The sequence below is a fragment of the Elusimicrobiaceae bacterium genome (genome assembly GCA_028700325.1).
GTDB lineage: Bacteria > Elusimicrobiota > Elusimicrobia > Elusimicrobiales > Elusimicrobiaceae > JAQVSV01.
Map to the genome: position 1 here is coordinate 1 of JAQVSV010000035.1, position 20,128 is coordinate 20,128.

Annotated in this window: 15 protein-coding genes; 1 reads left to right on the forward strand and 14 read right to left on the reverse strand. The window is 56.4% G+C overall.

All coding sequences use genetic code 11. From position 1 onward, the window contains the following. The 10 genes from PHW69_05855 to PHW69_05900 form a co-directional block, all read right to left on the reverse strand. The coding region (locus tag PHW69_05855) for an outer membrane beta-barrel protein (protein ID MDD4004713.1) at positions 1 to 817 on the reverse strand (817 nt) is incomplete at its 3' end. Between the two features lie 39 nt (positions 818 to 856). Further along, entirely contained in the window at positions 857 to 1,555 is a 699-nt protein-coding gene (locus tag PHW69_05860) for a hypothetical protein (protein ID MDD4004714.1), read from the reverse strand. A gap of 94 nt (positions 1,556 to 1,649) precedes the next feature. Beyond that, entirely contained in the window at positions 1,650 to 2,399 is a 750-nt protein-coding gene (locus PHW69_05865) for a tetratricopeptide repeat protein (protein MDD4004715.1), read from the reverse strand. Continuing rightward, positions 2,396 to 4,192, reverse strand: coding sequence for a BatD family protein (locus tag PHW69_05870; GenBank protein MDD4004716.1), 1,797 nt, complete (start codon positions 4,190 to 4,192; stop codon positions 2,396 to 2,398). Before PHW69_05870 ends, PHW69_05865 begins: the two co-directional genes overlap by 4 nt. Positions 4,193 to 4,312: 120 nt before the next feature. Beyond that, positions 4,313 to 5,128 (reverse strand): tetratricopeptide repeat protein, encoded by an 816-nt coding sequence (locus PHW69_05875; protein ID MDD4004717.1) that lies wholly within the window; start codon positions 5,126 to 5,128, stop codon positions 4,313 to 4,315. Further along, the gene (locus PHW69_05880) at positions 5,125 to 6,159 is read right to left on the reverse strand and encodes a VWA domain-containing protein (GenBank protein MDD4004718.1); all 1,035 of its coding nucleotides are present in this window, start codon (positions 6,157 to 6,159) and stop codon (positions 5,125 to 5,127) included. The genes PHW69_05875 and PHW69_05880 overlap by 4 nt, the downstream gene beginning before the upstream one ends. After that, complete coding sequence (locus tag PHW69_05885; protein MDD4004719.1) at positions 6,159 to 7,127, reverse strand: VWA domain-containing protein; 969 nt, start codon at positions 7,125 to 7,127, stop codon at positions 6,159 to 6,161. Before PHW69_05885 ends, PHW69_05880 begins: the two co-directional genes overlap by 1 nt. Then, complete coding sequence (locus tag PHW69_05890) at positions 7,124 to 8,167, reverse strand: hypothetical protein (GenBank protein MDD4004720.1); 1,044 nt, start codon at positions 8,165 to 8,167, stop codon at positions 7,124 to 7,126. Before PHW69_05890 ends, PHW69_05885 begins: the two co-directional genes overlap by 4 nt. Further along, positions 8,164 to 9,051: a DUF58 domain-containing protein gene (locus tag PHW69_05895; protein ID MDD4004721.1), complete on the reverse strand. Its 888-nt coding sequence runs from the start codon at positions 9,049 to 9,051 to the stop codon at positions 8,164 to 8,166. Before PHW69_05895 ends, PHW69_05890 begins: the two co-directional genes overlap by 4 nt. 24 nt (positions 9,052 to 9,075) lie before the next feature. Beyond that, on the reverse strand, positions 9,076 to 10,065 hold the full coding sequence (locus PHW69_05900) for a MoxR family ATPase (protein ID MDD4004722.1): 990 nt from the start codon (positions 10,063 to 10,065) through the stop codon (positions 9,076 to 9,078). A 371-nt stretch (positions 10,066 to 10,436) separates the two neighbouring features. Between PHW69_05900 and PHW69_05905 the strand changes: the two genes are divergently transcribed. Next, entirely contained in the window at positions 10,437 to 11,441 is a 1,005-nt protein-coding gene (locus tag PHW69_05905; GenBank protein ID MDD4004723.1) for an RDD family protein, read from the forward strand. A 177-nt stretch (positions 11,442 to 11,618) separates the two neighbouring features. On the opposite strand, the gene PHW69_05910 is transcribed toward PHW69_05905, so the two are convergent. The 4 genes from PHW69_05910 to PHW69_05925 form a co-directional block, all read right to left on the reverse strand. After that, complete coding sequence (locus PHW69_05910) at positions 11,619 to 12,500, reverse strand: TraR/DksA C4-type zinc finger protein (protein MDD4004724.1); 882 nt, start codon at positions 12,498 to 12,500, stop codon at positions 11,619 to 11,621. Positions 12,501 to 12,702: 202 nt separating this feature from the next. Beyond that, a complete protein-coding gene (locus PHW69_05915) occupies positions 12,703 to 13,773 on the reverse strand; it encodes a PorV/PorQ family protein (protein ID MDD4004725.1) in 1,071 nt (356 codons plus the stop codon). 29 nt (positions 13,774 to 13,802) lie between these two features. Then, entirely contained in the window at positions 13,803 to 19,685 is a 5,883-nt protein-coding gene (locus PHW69_05920; GenBank protein ID MDD4004726.1) for a kelch repeat-containing protein, read from the reverse strand. 233 nt (positions 19,686 to 19,918) lie between these two features. Further along, positions 19,919 to 20,128 (reverse strand): hypothetical protein (locus PHW69_05925; GenBank protein MDD4004727.1); only part of this gene is annotated, 210 nt, incomplete at its 5' end.

Here is a 20,128-nt window from a genome sequence, read left to right on the forward strand (position 1 = left end):
AATTGACTCCCGGAGTCCAGGCCAGCGTAATTCCATAGGAGAAAGTCGTGGCTTTGTTGGATGCGGTGTTAGAGTTGTTCGAGTAATCCCGGAACTGTACTCCGGCTATTATTTCTCCGGTCACTTTGGGCGCGACTTGCCCCGTAAGGCCACCGTCCACTTTATGAATGTTGGAGTTGTTTCTGGTATTGTCTTTGTATTTCACCTGCGCGAACGTATATCCGGCCTGCAGCTGGGTTTTCGGCATCAGTTGATAGGTAATGTCGGCGCCGGCATTCCAGCGGTTGCGGTTGAGGTTGGAGTAGGCCGCTTCAAGATATTCGTTGAAATCATCGCTCGTGTTGATTTTGAACCCCAGACTTCCTTTGATGGGCGCCACGAAGTTGAAGGCGGCCGTGTTTTCCACCCGTTTTGCGCGGGCCGTCAGTTCCGAAGAGGCCTGGTCGGTGGTTGCCAGGAACTGATCGCCCAGCCTGGCGGTCATATTGTCCGCCAGCGTGCTTGCAAGTGAAAGGTCGGCTGTGTGATGCACGGCGTTGTTGTTGCTCTGGTTGACCGAATAAGTGATCAGGTCCAGCGCGTACCCGGCTTCAAGATCCAAGCGGGTGGTCAGTTTCTGGTTCAGCCGCAGTCCGAGCGATGAATCGTTGATCCACGCGCTTTTCACATTGCTCTTCGTCAGATAAATATTGCTGTCGTATTTCATCTCTGTGGAAACGAACGGATCAATGTTCAGCCCGCCCAGCTTTATATTCTGTATCGCCCAGCAGGGTGATGTTATGCTCAACGCTAATGCCAATGTTAAAATTTTTCTCATGATTTTCCCCTTTTTATAATCCTGTCGGCGAGAACCGGCCTATGGCGCGGACCGGCTTACTATCTCTTCGGATTCATGTTCCTCTTTGGAAGGGATAACGTTTGTCTGAGGGCGCGTCTGAATGATATCGCCCAGCAGCGGCGAGGTGTCTTCCGTGTCATTCGAATCGGCGGTTGACTGTTCCTGTTCTTCTTTCTTCTCTTCTTCCACGACTGGCGCGGGCGGCGGTTCCGTGGCCGGAGCGCCGGCAACCACGACGCTTTCGCCGCTGCCGATAATCGTTGTCTCGCCGCTCGGATTTGACTGAAGAATTCTGCCTTCCGCAACCGATACCGTAAAACCCTGTTCGGTGCTGGCGAAGGTTACCGCGCTGTTGTCGGTCAGCACATAAGTGTTGCCGATGTTGTCTTTTGCCTCCACGGGCGTGCCTGTGGCGGAATTGATCGTGGCGGAATTTTCGGTTTGCGTCACCGAAAAATTCGCGCCGGCCGCGCCTGTGATGACCACCTGATTATTTGCTTTCAGCTCAACCGTGCCGGTAAGCACTTTAAAGGAAATGTCAGCATCCAGATTGGTCGGGAGCGGATCGTTTTCCGTAAGCTCCATGATCACCTGACCGTTTTTGAGAATCTGAACAGTGCCGGTGATTGATGTGAATTCCAGACGGTTTTCACCGGCGGCGGACAACACTGTGCTGAGCCCCAGCATCGCCGCGAATATAATAGTTGTTTTCCGCATTATTTTTCCCCTCCAAGAGTCTGAATATTCCCTTATGCAAATATACTACATTTTTGTTTTTGTTTATGCAACTGTTGCGGGCTTGTAACTTTTGTCACAAGCCGGCAGGCTCAATAAACTTTTTCTGCACCCAGCCTTTAACGCCTTCTTTCTTCAGGCCGACTTCGGCCCAGCCATCGGTTTCGGACAGCACTTCCAGCACATGGCCTTCCGGCACCGTGGCGGCGGCTGTAAAATTTTCACCGGGGCCGGTACGGATTTCGGCTATCCCGTCAATTACCACCGCCGGGTTTTGCAGATCGGCCTGTTTGCGGGCGTAGGCCCAGCCGCCGAAAACAAGCGCCAGCACGGCCGACGACATGGTTATGCCGCGCAGGTATTTTCGCATTGCCGGCGCGGCGGTCATCGCTGCCAGAAACAAAAGCGTAAGCCACAGGCAGACCACGGTCAGCCCCTTCAGTTCGATGGCTGAAAAATAGTGAAACAGCACGAATATTCCTTCCGGCATTCCCTCCGGGATCAGTTTTCCGCCCGTTGTGTTGAGCGCGAATGCCAGATTATGCCGTATGTCCGCATTCCGCGGCAGCAGTTCAAAAGCGCGGTAATAATTGGCGACGCCCCGGCCCGTTCTGGCGGTTTTGTAATAGGCGTTTCCCAGATTGTAGTAGTGAAACGGATTGTGCGGTTCCTGCCGCGCCATCTCGCGGTAGAGCGAAATGGCTTCCTCGAAATTTCCGCTCCGGTATTCGCGGTCGGCCTGTTCCGACATCGTTTCCGCTCGCGCCACCGCCGCCGCGCAGGCGGCGACCAGCAGCGCCGCGGTTACACATTTGCCGAAATTCATTTTTTCAACTCCTTTTCAAGCTGTTCCAGCAGCGTTAGCATCCGTACGGAAATTGGTTCCTGCGTCCCTTCTACGGTCTGGCCCGAGCCGGGCGCAAAGCGGATCTGTTCCAGTTCGTCCTGAAAGGATTCGAGTTCGTCAAGCAGTTCCTTCCGCACGGCCGGGAATTTTTCTTTTATTAACGCCAGCGTCTGCCGGAATGTCTTGCCGCCCAGAGGGCAGTTGAGTTTGTTGCACAGATAGTCGTCCAGCGCGTCGGAAAGAATTTCCACCGCATCTATCGGGCGGCTCTGCATAAACAGGGTTTCACTGTTTTTCACGGCCTGCCGCGCGCTGGACAGCGCTTTTTTGCGCCGCAGCCTGCTTTCATCCGTTTTGCCGCCCTTTAAAAGTCTTATGCCGGCGGCCAGCAGCAGCAGCGCCGCCGGGAGCGCGGTTTTGGAAGTGTTTTCCGCCGATTTCGTGAGAAATGCCGTAAACAGCGACGGCGCGCCGTTCCTTATATAAGCGACATCTTCCGCTATCGTTTTCACGCCCGGCCCTTGCTGCCGGTTGTTGCCGGTGAAAAAAACCTGGTTGGCGTCGGGGCTGGCTGTGCCCTGTTCAACTGTCAGTTGAATGGGCGCGGTCTGGACGGTTTCATAACGCCGCGTGGAAGTGTTGAAATAAGACAGCGTTATCGGCGGTATGGTCTGCGGGCCGGACATGCGCGGAATGATCACCGTCTTGAAAGTTTTTTTGCCCTGCACGGAATCATTGACTTTTGATATGTCGAGCGAGGTTACCAGATCGTAGGTTTTAAAAGCGTTCATTTTCGGCAATTGCGGCGGCACGATGGATTTAATATTGCCCACCCCTTCAACCGTTATGGCAAGGTTTGCCGCTTCGCCTACTTTCAACTGGCGCCGGTCCACCGCGCTTTTCATGCTGCAGGAGCCCGCCAACCCGCTGAAATCAGCCGGCTTGCCGGATTCCGGGAACGGTATTATTTCAACCGAGATCGGTTTGGTTCTGGCGATCTGAGCCGCCCGCCCCATATTGCCGGCTATGAAATTCTGCAGGAAGTTCGGGGAGAACGGGTCGAGATCTTCCGCCGCGCGCACCTGATACCGCACTTGAGCCGGTGTTATCTGCGTGGTGCCCGGCGTGGCTCCGAACAGCGCGGTTTTGATTTCGGTATAGGCGTAGGTGCGGCCGTCTATAACTTCCTCGCCGGACCGCATCGGCGGCAGGTCTTCCGCCAGGAAACTTTTTGTTTCGGGCGGAGTGTATTCGGGGTTCCCCAGCAGCTGCACCGATGTGTAGAACCGCACCGTAAGCGTGATCTGTTCGTTCACATAAGCCTGCTTTTTGTTGACAAAGGCTTTCACCAGAACCGAGTCGTCCTGACTGTCCGGTTCGGTCTGGACCGTGTCTGCGCGCTGGCGCGCCGGCTGGGAGCGGCGCTGCCTTGAATATTGCGGACTGCTGTTGCCCTGGCCTGACGCTGGCGGTATCACTTTTACTTCGATTGGCGGCGTGGTGAACGTGCCTCCGCCCGTGACGATCCTGATTTCCCCGATCGTAGCCTGCCCCACAAAGCGCGGCACCAGCGTGTAACTGTACACCAGCGAACTGGAAATCGAGCCGTTGATTATGGCGATATTCTGGCTTTGCCCGGAACTGTAGGCGCTGAAATTCGGAAGCGAGGGCAGTATCGGGTCTTTCACTTCGCCGCTTGCTCCTTCAATGCGAACCTGAAGAGAGAGCGAGTCGTCTAGGGAAACCACTTTTTTGTTAACGGTGGCGGTCACCGTGGCCGCGCACGCGCAAGCGGCGAAAAATAAACATATGGCCGCCGCTCCCGTCGTTGTTTGTAGAAATCTTTTTTGTCTGGACATTATATTCCCGCCGATAATATTATAGCTAAATTGTCACCAGTCTTTTCCGCTGGCCGGAGGCGGCATGGCGGGCCGCCCTCGCAGCCGCTGAATCTGGTCTTTCTGGTTCTGGCCTTCTTTTTCCTGCGCCATCTGCATTATGCGGTCTGCGTCCGATTTGGGCAATGCGGATTTCGGCTGTTCCTCGCCGTCTTCGTTCCTGTCGCCTTTGTCTTTGTCCTTGTCGTCTTTATTTTTGTCCTTATCGTCCTTGCCTTTGTTTTTATCCTTGTCCTGTTTGTCTTTGTCGCCTCCGTCACCGTTTTTATTCTGGTCCTGTCCGCCCTTGTCATCTTTCTTGTCCTGATTGTCGCCTCCTCCCCCGTTTTTGTCCTTGTTTTTATCCTTGTCCTGATCTTCGTTCTGTTTGTCCTTGTCCTTCTGGGGATTCTGCTGCTGTTTTTTCAGGGCAAGCTGGAGGTTGTAAAGAGTTTTATTGTCCCCCGGCCTCAGTTTCAGGGATTGTTTATAGCTTTTTACGGCGTCCTTGAATTTGTTTTCCGAATAATAAGCGTTGCCGAGATTGAAATACGAATCCGCGCCCAGTTCCTTGTTCTTGGCGGTTGTTCCGAAACTTTTTTCGGCTTCCTGCAGTTTGCCGAGCCGGTAAAGCGCGGCGCCGGAATTGAACAGCGCAGTCGTGTTATCCGGGTTTTTTTCCAGCGCCGCGGAATATTGTTTCAGCGCGCCGGCGTAATCTTCGCTGGCGTAAGCCGAATTGCCTTTGCGGATGGTAAGGTTCTGTTTGCTCATGGCGGGTGTTGCCTGCCCGGCCAGAATAAACAGCATTGTCAGCAGCAAGACTCTCATTTTGTCCGCCTCCCGCCGTTTTTCCTGGCGGATTTCGCCAGCGGTTTTTCCGGCACGAGCATTTCCGCCAGCAGCAGCAGTATCGCCATGAGCAGCGGGAGCTGGTAGCGGTTTTTGTACTGCACGCGGGTTTTGCCTTTCCATTTTGACCGGGCCATATCTTTCAGAAAGTCCGCCAGTTTGGCCGACACTTCCTCCGGCCCCGTATACCGTGTGTAAGCCCCCCCTGTTTCGGAGGCGATTTTAAGCAGGGTTTTTTCATCCAGCTTCGTCACCACCGTACGGCCGGCGGAATCTTTTTTGTAATCGGGCGCGCCGTTGGCGTTGACCGGGATCAGGTCGCCTTCCGGGTTGCCTATTCCGATGGCGAAAACCGCTATGCTGTTTTCCTTGGCGGCTTTGATCGCGCTGTCGAGCTCTGTTTCATGGTTTTCCCCGTCAGTCAGCAGAATGAGCGCCTTCTTGCCGGGATAGGGGCTTAGCATGCCGGCGGTCAGCTTCAGCGCGCTGCCTATGTCGGTGCCGCGCATCGGGATAATCTCGGTCGAGAGCATTTCCACAAAATAACCCAGCGCCAGATCGTCGGTAGTGATCGGGCACTGGATGAACGCCTTGCCCGCGAAAGCCACTATGCCCAGGCGATAGCCTTTGCAGTCGCTTATGAGGATCTTGAGCATCTGTTTGGCGTTTTCCAGCCGGTTCGGCTTCAGATCCTGCGCGAGCATGGAGGTGGACGTGTCAACGGCAATGACCGCGTGCGCGATTTCCGTTTCGCTTTCCTTCAGTTCCACGCCCCATTGCGGCCCGGCCCACGCAAGAAACAGAAACCCCAGCGCGCATAAAAACAGTATCGTTTTCGCGCGGCGCCGCGGTTCGGTGCCGGGAGTCACCAGCTGGGAATACATTGCGGTCAGGCGCAGCTTGCGCAGCACGCCCGCCCGGTACCGCCCCGCATAGATGAGCGCGCCAAACACGCCGCCGGCCGCCAGCAGCAGCCACAGAAAAACCATGGGATCGCGGAATAACTGCATCAGGGTATCCTCAAAAACAGCGTGCGCACCAGCATGAATTCGCAGAACAGGAGCAGTATCGCCGGCAGCAGAAAATACATGTATTTGTCGAAATAGGTGACCGACACCTGATTCTTGAACTCGGTTTTTTCCTGCTTGTCAATGTTGTCGTAAATCCGTTCCAGTTCCGCGCGGTTGCGCGCGTGAAAAAATTCGCCGCCGGTAACACGGGCTATTTCGGACAGCGTGGCCCGGTCAAGCGTGTCTTCCTGCATACCGATGCGCGCGCCGCGGGTGGCTTCTTCGCTGGCGGTGCCGATCGTGTAAATTTTTATGCCGTAGCTCGCGGCGGCTTTCGCGGCGAGCACGGGGTCGGTTATGATGCCGCTGTTGGACCGGCCGTCAGTCAGCAGCACCATGATCTTGGTTTTCGCGGCGGAATTTTTGAGATGGTTGGCCGCGGTGGCGATGGCGTCGCCTATCGCGGTCCCGTCCGAAAAAGTCATCCCGATCCGCACCTGGCTGAGAAATTCCTCCAGCGAACTGTAATCGTTGGTCAGCGGACACTGCAGCATAGCGTTGACGGCGAACACCACTATTCCGATCCGGTCGCTTTTGCGTTTCTGTATGAATTCCAGAGCAGCCTGTTTCGCCGCTTCTATCCGGTTGGGCGGAAAATCGTTGGCCTGCATGCTGGACGAAGTGTCTATGCACAGCATGATGTCCACGCCCGCGGTGGGCGGCAGCACTTTTTTCTGCACCAGCTGGGGGCGCGCCAGCGCCAGGCATAAAAGCACCAGCGCCGCCGCTCTGAGCAGATACGGCACCAGCCCCGCCAGCTCTACCCGGAGGCACCGCTCCGGCCTCATTTTCGGAGGCATGCTCAGCCGTATTGAGGTATGCTGGTCGTAAATGGCCATGCGCGAAAACAGTATTATCACGCAGATCGGAATGAGCAGCAATAACCAGTACAGTCCGCCGAAAGTCATCTTCCGCCTCCCGGGCCGGGCCGGGCGGGCTTGCCCGCGGTTTTGCGCCTGAGCGCTTCCGCCACGTCGGCAAACTCAGCGTCTTCGTCCGGTATCACAAGCACCTCGTCTTCCGAGCCGGGCTTAGGACGGGGCGTGGTGTCCTCGATGACGGCGCGCAGTACGGCCACGTCTTTGTCGCGGGCGGCGGTGTCGGGCGAAACTTTCGCGAATTTCACCAGATCGCAGGAGGACATGAACCGCCTCACCGCTGTCACCACCAGTTTGTCCAGATCCTTGCGGCCCAGCAGGCGCAGCAGTTCATAGGTGGTCAGTTTGGTTGTGTCCATGCCGTAGCGCGCGTCAATATATTTGCGCGCGATGCCGGCCAGATCCTCATAAAACTCTCTGGTCCTGCCCGCTTCCCATACGCCGGATCCGACCAGCCTGTCAATCTCCTCGTTAATCCGCACTTCCAGCGGACGCATGTCTTTTTTCTGTTCCGCGCCCGGCGGCAGGTTTTTCTTTTTCAGGCGTCGGCGGATATACCAGCCCGCCGCGGCCGCGAGCAGCAGAACAAGCAGAAGCAGCAGCCAGTTGAACGGTTTGACCGGGCCGACGATATCGAAAATTTTTCCTTTGTTAAGATCGGTTTTGATGACCGGCGCTACCGTCATGGGCAATGGCGGGCTGGTGAAATTGGCGCTGTTGCCCACCCCGTCCACCGCTTTCCACGACAGCGGCGGCAGCTGCGTTTCGCCCAGCGTGAACGGGACGACGGTTAGCGTTACGCTTTCCTTCACCAGATTATCCGCCAGCATGGTGTTGGCGGAGGTTTTGACCGACTGGATTTCAAAGTCGCCCTCTTCCGTCAGCGATGAGGAGTCCAGCCGGACTTCGAACCCGGTGGCGTGCATGATTTCCATCGGTATTTCCAGCGGCTGGGCAAGCACGGCGGCGCGGGTCGCTTTCTCCACCTGAAAAGACACGCTTTGCGCGCCCGCCCGGACGGGCAGGGCGAGCAGAACCACCATAAACGCAAGCGCGGTTTTGCCGTTCATGAGCGTTTGTTTTTCCTCGCGCGGTTTTTAAAATACGCCACTACCGGTTCCGTGACCGGCACGGTGGTGCGGATATCAATGCAGTCGGCGCCGACCGACTGGAAGAGATGATCGGCTTCGTCGTGATTCCTGAACCGGCAGATTTTATGCCGGTCGCGGAACCGCCGGTTGGACAGATCATAAGTCGCTATTTTCCCCGTTTCCGGGTCTTCCGCCTCGATCAGCACCGGCAGGTTCGGCAGTTTTTCTTCCAGCGGATCCTCGATCCGCACGGGTATGAAATCGTGTTTCCGGGCCGCCAGCTTGAGCGGAATGGCATAGCCCGAGTCCATGAAATCGGAAATCATGATCAGTATGCCCCGCCGCTTGAATACCCGGTTGATATGGGTGAGCATGCCGGTGAGGTCGGTTTTTTTGCTTTTCGGCTCGAACGCCAGCAGTTCGCGCACCAGCCGCAGGGCGTGCAGGCGGCCTTTGCGGGGCGGGATGTACAGTTCCGTCTGGTCGGAATAAAGCAGCAGGCCCACTTTGTCGTTGTTTTTCAGGGCGGAAAACGCGAAGACCGCCGCCAGTTCCGCCACCACTTCGCTTTTCAGGCGCGAGTGCGAGCCGAAATACTGCGAGCCGGACACGTCGCACGCCAGCATCAGCGTCAGTTCGCGTTCTTCCATGAACCGTTTTATGAAAGGTTTTCCCAGCCGGGCGGTTACGTTCCAGTCAATGGAGCGGATATCGTCGCCGGGCGTGTATTCCCGCACTTCGGCGAATTCCATGCCCTGGCCCTTGAATACGCTCAGATATTCGCCGGCAAAGGTTTCCGCCACCAGTTTGCTGGTGGTGATTTCTATCTGGCGGACGCGTTTGAGTATTTCAGAGGGCTGCATCGCGGGGTTCCGTTCCTCGGCCGGTTACGGCACGTCCACCGCTTCGAAAAGCATCTGGATGATGTCGGACTGCTTGACGTTTTCAGCTTCCGCTTCATAAGTCAGCAGAATGCGGTGGCGCAGCACGTCCGCGCCGATGGCTTTCACGTCTTCGGGCGTCACATAGCCGCGGCCGTCAAGAAAGGCGAAGGCTTTTGCCGCGACAGTCAGGAAAATCGTGGCGCGGGGGCTGGCGCCGTAGCGAATCCACGATTTGATTTTTTCCAGCCGGTAATTTTCCGGCGTGCGCGTGGCAAATACCAGATCCACGATATAGGTCTTGATTTTGTCGTCCACATAAATAGCGTCCACCACCGACCGCGCCGACAGGATATTCTCCGGGTTGATGCTTCCGCTTACTTTGGGAATGACGTTGTGCGACATCCGGTCAAGAATCTCTTTCTCGTCGTTTTTCGTGGGATAGGTCACGTCGAGCTTGAGCATGAACCGGTCCACCTGGGCTTCCGGCAGCGGATAGGTGCCTTCCTGCTCGATCGGGTTTTGCGTGGCGAGCACCATGAAAAGAGAAGGGAGCCGGTAGGTGCTGTCGCCTATGGTCACCTGCCGTTCCTGCATGGCTTCGAGCAGCGCGCTCTGCACTTTGGCGGGCGCGCGGTTGATTTCGTCGGCCAGCACCATGTTGGCGAAAATCGGGCCTTTCTTGGGCGCGAACGAACCCTCTTTCGGGTTGAAAATCAGGGTGCCCGTGATATCGGCGGGCAGCAGGTCGGGCGTGAACTGGATCCGGTTGAAACTCGCCGAGATGCTTTCCGACATGGTTTTTACGGCCAGCGTTTTTGCCAGGCCGGGCACGCCTTCGATAAGCACATGTCCGTTGCCGAGCAGGGAAACGAACATCTTGTCAATAAGTTCGTCCTGCCCCACGATAACCTTGTTGATTTCGCGGCGCAGGTCCTGCAGAAAAAGGCTTTCCTCTTTTACCCGTTTGTTGATTTCGCGCACATCCATTTCCATAATCTATACCTCGTTTGGCGTTGACTCGAATTCGCTTTCAGGTTCTGCCTGCCTGCGCGGACGCAATATCGCATGGCGATCGGGCAATATTATCGCGCGAACCGCTTCTGCCGCGGCAGTTTCGGGCGGGTTTTCACCGCTGCCGGCGCGGCCGGCGGCGCCGGCCGGAAAATTAACGCCCAGGCAAGACGTTTTCATGCCATTTCCCGAAGTCTGCGTATAGCAGGCAGGCACTATAAAATTTAGCAATTTTGTTAACGCAACTTCAATAGCTGCGGCCGGGGTGATTTGCGGGCGGAAACGGTATTTTTCAAACCGCGTTTATTACGGCCCGATATTGTTATATAATACCCAAGTAAACATCCGCAATTATGCCTACAGAAGACAAGAATTCTTTTCCGGACGGGCAAGCGTCCGTTCCCGCCAGCCGCGCTACCCTTTCCCTGCATGTCAGCGGAGGCGCGCCGGAACCGGCTGTCACTCCGCTTGAGCAGACGGTGGTTCCCGGCCCGGAAATTGACACGGACGGATTGCCGGAGGAGGCCGGGCCTCTTCTCGCCAGCTTTTCCGAACGGTTTGTGGCGTATGTAATAGACGCGCTGCCGTTTTTTGTGCTGTGTTACGCCTCGCTTTACCATATGGCCAGAACGGGGGCGGTGACGCTGTCGCTGGGCCTGCTCCTTAAATGGAACCTGTTCTGGATAGGGTTTTACTGGCTGTATGTGACGGTTTTTACCGCGGGCGGACGCGTTACCGTCGGCAAGGCGATTATGGGCCTGCGCGTGCGAGACGCTTCCGGCGGAGATATCTCCCTGTTCCGGGCCGGTGTGCGCACTTTCGGATATTTTATCAGTAGTGCCGTGTTTTATCTGGGCTATATCCTCGCGTTTTTTACCGGCTATGCGCTGCATGATCATCTGGTGGGCACTTATGTGGAGCGGGTCAGGCCGCGTTCCGCTGCCGGTTCGGTGGTTACGGTGCTGTTGAGCTGGGCGTTTTTTTCCGTGTTTTTTTATTCATGGATTTATGGCACGTTCCTGAGAACTTCTCCCGACTCGCAAATTCTGATTGACAAGGCTCAGAACGGACTCTACGGGCTGGCCCGGCTTGAGGCATTGCATAAGGATAAATACGGCTACTATACCAACAGCCTCGGCCGGCTGGCCGCTTTAACCGGCGATCCGGCGCGTTTTAAAAAGGATTTGATGCAGGTGTACCGGGAAAACGGATTTGTTCTGTCCGGCGACAAGGAAGTTTTTGAGATTTCCGCGCGCGCGCTGGATTTCAAAGGCACGCGTGTGAAGCTGGCCGGTCCGCCGGAGCCCGTGCGCGCTTATTATAAAAAGAAAGACTACGAGAAATATATTTCCCACTGACGTGCGTAGCCGGGCCGAAAGCGCCGGGCGCAAAATGCCGACTGCCGTTCGGTCGCGCGGCGTGGCGGAGTTTATGTATATTGGCTGGCAGCAGGTGGCATCCGGTGTTATAAAAAAACGCTCCCGGTTTATAAACCGGGAGCGTTTTTTTTTAATACTGCGGCCGAAGCCGGGGTATCAGGGTTCCGGCACCGTCGAATTTTCATTGCTGTGCTGGCAGTTGATGCAGTATCTGGCAAACGGCATCGCATGCAGGCGTTTTTTGGGAATGACGCACCGGCAGCCTTCGCAGATCCCGTAAGAGCCGAGCTTGATGCGGCGCAGGGCGGCTTCTATCTGGTCCACCGTGACATGGTCGTTATCGGTGATTTCAAAGAACAGCTCCTTGTCCAGGTTCTGGGTCGCCACGTCAATAGGGTCGCCCACTTCCGCGTCTGGCATGTCGAAAGTTTTTTTGTCCGCTATGCGGCGCAGCACTTCATCGCGCATTGCGGTAAGTGTTGTTTTAACGGCCGCCAGCTCCGAAGGAGTGAGCTCGGCCGGTTTGACCGTTTTGATGATCACCGGAGCAAGCGTTTCCTCATCTTTATGATAGGTCGGCAGCGGCATTGACTTGAAATGGAGCGGTATTTTGGGCTTGGCCGAAACCGTCACGGTTCTGTGCTGCTTTGCCGGCTTGACCGGCTTGAGTCTGGCGGGCGCTTTTTTTATGACCGGTTTGGGCGCGGTTTTTTCCGCCCGATGCCTCACCGGCGACTGTTTAGCCGGCTGATTTTTTATCGCCTGTTTCTTTACTGCGTGTTTAACGGCTGTTTTTGCGGCGGGTTTTTTCATTGTATGTTTTTTCGCGGTGTCGGACTTGGCGGCATGTTTTTTCTTCGCCTGTTTTTTCACGGAGGCAGGTTTGGCGGCGTGTTTTTTCGCCGCCGCTTTATGCTGCGCCCGTTTTTTCGCCGGGTTTTTTTTCGAGGCGGCGGGTTTGGCTGAAATCAGTTTCTTTTTAGTTTTCCCGGCAGGTTTCAACGCCGGTTTTTTTACGGGTTTCTTTTTCCCTTTCATGAATATTTCCCTCCAGACTTACCCCCCGCTTGCTTGACCGGGTTGTGAGTTGTGCCTAAAACTATTGCCTGCGTCTGTTTCCGGCGCGTTCCCGCTCTGCGGGAACGCTGATCCTGAAAACTTTGCCGCGCCCGCTTTTCCGGCGCCGGCGGTTTTTCCTGCAGACGTGCTTTTCTTCAAAAAAACATCAACCATTCTACTATTAATCGTCGAACGACGCAATCTGCTCCACTTCATTGAATATGCTGCGGTCCCTGCGCTGGAATACCGGCGTCCAGAGCGGGAAATCGAAACTTAGCGAAAAACGGTGCGTGCTGCCGAGTTCGCCCATCGGCACATACGCATAGTCAAGATTGAAAAACTGCATGCCCAGCCCGATGCCCATGCTTATGCCGCTGGTGCCGCCGGTGATGCCCAGCTGCTGGGTATTGACTCCGGCGCGCAGGCCCAGCCGCGTTTTATCGTAAGGCTTCATGTTATATTCCGCTCCGATCATCCCGTAAGGCGAGTTGCCGCGCGGCACCATTACATCAGCGCTCACCAGCAGTTCGGGAAACGGCGAAATGGAGCCGCCCAGCTTGAAACTGGTCGGCAGCGGGCTGCGTTCCTGGTCAAATTTCGGGCCGGTGCCCAGATTCTGGAGCATAAAGGCCAGCCGGTAAGGTATGCTGGAAAAATAGTAGCCCATAACGCCCAGATCAAACGCCACGCCCGCCGCCTGTTCCACTATCCTGGTGGTATAATACTTGGCGGTGATGCCCATGGAAATATCCAGATCCCGGTCCGACAGCTCCTGTATGCCCCGGCTGTACGCCAGCGCGAACACCTGGTCGCGGGGCGTGAACGTCTCGCCAGAATAAGTGCCTTCCACATCGGTTTTTTTAATCTTGCCCAGATCGGTCATCATTATCGAGCAGGCCAGCACGGAATAAGTGTTGAGCCGGTGTGCGTAAGCGGCATACTGGTAATTGATGTCGGCCAGATAGGACGCCTGCATGAACGTGGCCGACATCCGGTTGATCTGCACAAGGCCCGCCGGGTTCCAGTAAATCGCCGAAGCGTTTTCCGCAACCGCGGTGTAGGCGCCGCCCATGCCCATCGCTCTGCCGCCAACTCCCAGATTCAAAAAGTCCGCGCCGGTGGTGCCCACAGCCTGGCTGTTAAAGGCCACCGCGCCCGCCGGCGGAGCAACGCCTATCGCCGCAAGCAGGAACGCCGTTAACAACCCCGCCGTTTTTTTTGCAATTTTCGCTGTTTTCGATTTATTAATCATTTTATTCACGTTTTGCCCGGTACGGCCGTTTAGCGTTCAACCCCAACTTTAAAAACCTTGGTCTGGCCGGCGCCTTCCACGACCGCCAGATAAACACCGCTGGCGACTTTGTTCCCTGACGAGTTTTTCCCCTCCCATACAAGCGGGCCTGCCGAATTCTTCGAACCGTCCCACACCTTCTCGCCGCTGAGCGTGTAGATCCGCACGGCGGTGCTTGTCGGCAGATTGGAGAATGTAACGAACCCGTTGCCCCTGTTCGGATAGAACGGATTGGGATAGATAAACACGTTTTCAAGATCCGTGGCGGCGGTGACCGTCATCAGCTGGAAATACGAGAAGTGGTTTAGCGTAGCGGTTACCCTTCGCGTTCCGCTGGGCGCCACCGTGGTCTGAAGCGGCATGCATTCATGCGTTTTTTCATTGTAACGGGCCAGCACCAGCTTGGTCCTGTCCACGCCGGACAGCTCGGACGAGGTGTAATTGAAGTCGAAGACGACAGGCACCTGCGGCTGCAAACCGCCGCTGGTCAGCATCTTGAATGTTATCACCGGCATCCCCGCGGACGGACACAGATTGGTTGTAGCGTCTTCCGCTATGGAAATTTCGGTCGAGGGGCTGGCGAAACTCGCCGCCGGTATTGTCAGCGTTACGTTTCTGCCCGTGGGCAGCGTGCCGGTTATCGTGCCTGCGCCTGAAAAACCCGCCACCGCGCCCGTTGAAGTTCCCAGCGGGCCGGCTTGTGTCACTATGTATTCCGGGTACATCGGCACCGTGGCCGAATAGTTTTTGGAGTCTGTGATCAGGGAGTTGTTCTTCGCGCCCAGATAGAAATAATAGCTGGTCTGGGTCCATAAACCGGACAGCGTCATTTCCGCCGCCGTGAATTTGTCGTCGAACGAAACCAGCGTGGCCGGCGAGGAATTGTCCGGCCAGGTGGAATAGGAGAGCTGGTAATAGGTTCCGGCGGCATTGCCGTTGGTGTTCCATGAGAGCGTGACGCCCGATGCCGTGACGTTCGTAGGCACGAAATTCGTCGGGGCGGCGGGGCTGGTGTATTTCGGAGCGGTTGAAAGCAGAACGTAGCTGCTGTTAATGTTGTCGCCGTTTATGGCGCAAACCGCCACATAATAGGATGTGCTGGGCGTGAGTCCGCTGAAAATGCCCGACATATACGGCTGCGCCGCATTCTGCGTTACCGTAACCGAGGCCAGCGCCGTTCCGAATGTGCTTGAGGTGGACAGGAGCGCGGAGTATACTGTGCCGGACGGATTGCTCTGCCCCAGCCAGTAAGCGGTTATGGAGTCTGTGCTGGCTATCATTGTCTGCGAGATATTGCCGTACGGAGCGGGTATGTCGGTCAGGGTGTATACCGTGGGCGACTGCGTGAACTCGCTGAAAATACTTGTCCCGTTAAGCGCCCGGACCTTCATTGAATAGGCGGTGTTTGTGGACAGGCCCACCATAGTATAGGAAGGAGTGGTTTTGGTGCTTTGGGCTACGACCCCTACAAGCTCGTTTTCTGGTGTCGAGTATACCTCGTAAGTCGAGGCCGTGTCGGTTGTCTGCCAGGACCAGCGTATTGTGGTCGTGCCGTTCGCCACGCCCTGAACGGAGGATGGCGAGGTGATCGTAACCGTTGACGGGCAGACTACTGTCCCGCCGCAGTTGAAATCGGTGTTTTCCGCGCTGCCGTTGCGGGCGCGGACCCTGAAGAAATATTCCGTGCCGGCCGCGAGATTCGGCACCGTGACCGTGTTTGTGGTCAGCGACGTTGAAAACGGCACGGGTGTGGACACGTTGGCGGAAAACTCGTCATTCGTTGCCATGGAAACTTCATACTGGGTTGATTCCGAGTTGCTGTTTGCGGCCCACGAGAGCGATACCGTGCTGAAAGTGGCCGAACTGATCGTCAGGTCCAGCGGCGGATTCGCGTAAGTGTAATAGGTGGCGGATTTGACGAAAGTGCCCGACCGCGTCAGGTTGAACGGCGCTATCTGCACGCCAACCCGGGTGTTGGGGCCCAGGCCGCGCAGAATGTAGTTCACGCTGGTGTCGGCCGCGCTGTAGGCGACGGTGGCGAAAAAGACGTTGTTGGTGGTGGAACGCACCTCAAAGCCTTCGGTGTCGGAAAATTCGTTCAGCGTCCAGGTCCAGTTCCATGAAACAGTATTCGTGGTTTTCCCGACATAGGAAACGGTGTTGACTTCGCCGCCCGGCCGGGGTTTGCTGACGAAAGTGCTGACGCCGTCCGAAAAAAGCGAATTGTTCGCCACCCGCATCTGATACCAGCCGTAGGGCAGTATCGGCATCCCGAATGTTATGGAGGACCGCACCAGGTTCCAGTTGCCGATATTGGCGTTGCTGGTGGAGAAAACCACCGTGCTCAGGTCAAGCATCCAGCCGCTCGGGTTATCCATCATATAGACGTATACCCGCGGATGTGAGTGATAACTGTTCTGTCCGCCGGACCCGCCGCCGGACCCTTCGCTTATGCCGGCAAAATTTGTCGCGCCGCTCTGCAGCGTAACCGAAGCGCCGCGCGACACAATGCTCTGGTCCAGCGTGATCTTGGAGGGCTGGCGCAGGCTGTTCAGCGGCGAGGCCGCGGCGTTGGAATCTTCCGCGTCAGGCCAGGGCATGAAATACCGGTACTGAGTGGTGCCGATATATTTGGAGCCGTCATAGCCGCCGATCGCCATTACCATGCCGCTGGACGTTATCACGGACGTGTGATAACCGCGGCTGAGGTCGTTGCCGATATGTGTCCAGGTGCTGAAATCGGCGTTGAAGAGCTCTTCGTAAGGCACGGTCTGTTTCAGGCCGGTCACGCCGCCGAGCACGAGCACTTTGCCGTTGGGAAGCAGAGTGGCGGTATGGTTCTGACGGCCGAAAATCATTTCCTGGCCAGTGGCGTAGATACTGTAGAGATTGTCAGCGCCCATCGTCCAGGATGCGATATCTCCCGAACCGTCCAGCGTAGCCACTTCGGTGGTCGGGGCAGAGCGGGCGCCTCCGTCCGAGATGTTCTGCCAGCGTATTTCCCCGGCGCCGTTATTGCCGCCGATGATGGCCACGCGGCCGTCGCGCAGAAGAGTGGCGGTGTGCGAGTGGCGTTTCTGGTTGAGCGCCGGCGCGGCCTGCACGGTGAAGGTGCCGTCATCGTGGACAACGACGACCTCGCAGGAGTTGAGCGTTCCCTGCGTGCCGTTCACGCCGCCGCAGATAAGGATATTTCCGTTATGCATGAGCGTGGCGCTGTTCTGTGCCCGTTTGGTGGTCAGGGTTGTGGCCAGTGCGGTCCATTGCGAAGTCACCGGGTTGTAAAGCTCCATGCTGTCGAGATACTGCGAATTGGAATAACCGCCAATCACGAGAATATTGCCGCCATATAAGCCCTTGGGCACCATGATTGCGGAATGGGATTGCCGGGCCGTGTTAAGCGGCGAGGTTTCCACCCAGGCGTTTTCGGAAGGATAATAAATTTCAGCCGAGGTTATTGAGCCCGAGGTCACGCCCTGCGTATAGCCGCCCGTTACCAGGATGTTGCCGTTGGGCAGCATGGTGGCGGTATGGTTGGAGCGTGAATAAGTCATTGTTCCCGCGCTTACCCAGGAACTGCTGCTGCCGAGCGCCGGGTCAAGTATCTCCGCCGAAGCCAGAGTCGAGGTTCCGTCAGTGCCGCCCGCCACGAGGATTTTGCCGTTGGCGAGTATGTTTGCTGTATGCTGGCCCCGGCTTGCGCTGAGCGCCGGGCCGTTGTTCCATGATTGCGAGTGCGTGATGATCGAGTGCACTCTTCTGTTCGCGATAATGGTGTCGCAGTCGGCCCATTCCTCGAACCAGGACGGAGTGGGCGCAAGTGTCGTTCCTGTGCGGTTGCAGTCCTGTCCGCCCCAGGTCACATTATCGGATGCCGGAGTGAGCATCGCGGCCTGGTTGAAAATCGGGTTCACTACCGGTTTTCCTTCAGGTGTTACATCGGCGAAAGCGCTATAGTTCAGGCCCCAGTTTCCGGACGACGGGCTGTAATCGAACGTGTCTGCGAAAATAAACTCTTTTACCGCGCAGGTGGCGACGGCTGTTTCATATGAAAGAGAGCGCACGCTCATGGGGCTGGCGGAGTATTGCACGGTCAGCTCGCCGGATTCCGCATAGAAACCGCCATGGTCTCCCACCGGGGCCGAGGAGTCGCTTTCATTATATACCGAGCCTATATCCAGCGTTATCAGAAACGGAACGTTTGCGTAGGGTGATTCAAGAACGGTCGGCGGCTGCACGCTTACCGGCAGATTGACGGCAAAGCCTTCGCCGGAGGTTGTGGTATACCGCACCACCAGCGATTCCTGATTGGTCATTACCAGCGTGTTGATCCAGGCATAGGCGGTTATGATTTTGGTCTGTCCCTGCGGCGCGGCGGAATAGATATATTCGGCGGGGTCAATAATTACCTGCCCGTATATGGTGGCGGTAGTGCCTGCGACAACAAGGCCTTCTCCGCCGGGCCCTATTTCTTCAGTCAATGTGAAAGTTGCGGTGGAGATGGTGTTGGGAACGATCTGGCAGACCACATCGGGAAAATACGCGCTTCCGCTGTGAAGCGTAAGCGGAAATTCCCCGCGCAGTCTGCCGCCGTAAATGTCTTTCCCGGAAATATCGCTCATTGAATGATAGCCGGAAAGGGATTCGAAAGTCATGTAGTCCGGATTAGTATACAATTCGAAATCTTTTGCGACAACAGTGGCCGAGTCGAATATCACATAAGCGTCGGAGAAAGTGCCGGAAAACTCGGAACCCGCAGAAAAATTGGCGTCCATGATAAGCGAGAGCCGTGAAGTGGCCAGGTTAATCCGGACCGTGTTGGTCGAACCTGTTATCGGAGTGAATGCGACGGTGCTCTCCAGAACATTGAACGGGCCGGGCACATGCTGGTCCGCGAAATTGCCGTACCCGCCAAGCAATTGCGTTACGCCGGAGGCCATAAGCGTTGCCGTATGCGATGACACGCGGGCCGGCAGCGAGGCCGTGGGGACTATGGTGTTTGAAAGGGGATCGTATTTTTCCGCTTCATCAATGTAGCCCTGGGAACCGAGCACGCTTTCAAAACTGTCGTATTTGAATGTGTCATCTTTGCCGCCGGCTACGAGTACATAGCCGTCGTTGAGCGAAGTGGCGGTATGGAAAGCGCGGTGCCGGATCAGCGCCGGACCGGGGCTCCAGACATTGGTGTCGGGATCGTAAAGTTCCGTTGTTTCAATATAGCGCGAGCTCCCGTCCACATTCACGGCCCGGCCTCCAGCCACGAACACATGCCCGTTTTTAAGCAATGTGGCGGTATGTCCGTACCGCGGCGTTATCATCTGTCCGGTGTGTTCGAGCGTTATGATATCGCCGGTTACCGTCAACAGCAGACCGGTGGTTATCGGTTCGGTTTGATGGCTGCTGTTAAGTCCGCCGGTGATAAGGATTCTGCCGTCGCGCAGGAGCGTCGCGGTATGGGAGATGCGCCCGCCGTCTGGCAGCCCGGCGGGCAAGGTTTCGGTCAGAGAGTTTGTGACAGGGTCGAAAATGGCGATGCTGGTGGCTTTGTTCTCGCCGCCGGCTATAATCGCGCGCCCGTCCGGTATCAGCGTCACGGTATGGCTGCTGCGCTGGGCTATGGCCGAGGTTATGGCGGTGGTCATGGTGCTGGTGGTCATGTCGTACACCTGCACGGCGGAAATATAGACGCCGGTTCCGCTTCTGCCGCCTACTATAAGAATGTTGCCGTTCTGGAGCAGTGTCTGCGAGTGGCCTGACCGGGCGGTGAAAGCCGCTCCGAGCGCCGTGTCCGGCGCGCATACCGCTATGACGGAGATGATTGCCGCGAGCGCGGTTTTTTTCAGAATTTCATGAAATGGAATTATATGTTTCATTCAGTATCCACATTATGCGAAATATATTTTATTTGCCGCTGTGCACGGGTGTTCGCGTTATGGCGGCCCGCAGCAGCCGGCTTCAAGTCTATAGTTTAGCAAGAGCCACCCGCAAAATCAATATTAATATATAACTTTGGAAAACTCAACCCCGGTTTATCGTGATCAGACGGCGGCCGACTGCGCCGCGAAGCTGGTCTTGCGCGGCGGCTGTGCCGCAGGTATGGGGCAGTTTAACGTACTATCAGGACGGAGCCTTTCGTTCCGAGGATCGGCTGAAGCGGATCCGGCCGGATCTTGCCGTCCACGATGAAATTGTACTCATAGCGGCCGGGTGTGAGATAGAGTTCGGTTTCCCAGCGCTGGTGTCTTCGTGAGAGCGGGCGCGGAGTCCAGCTGGAAAATGTGCCGGAAACAAGCACCTGTCTGGCTTTGGGCATGCG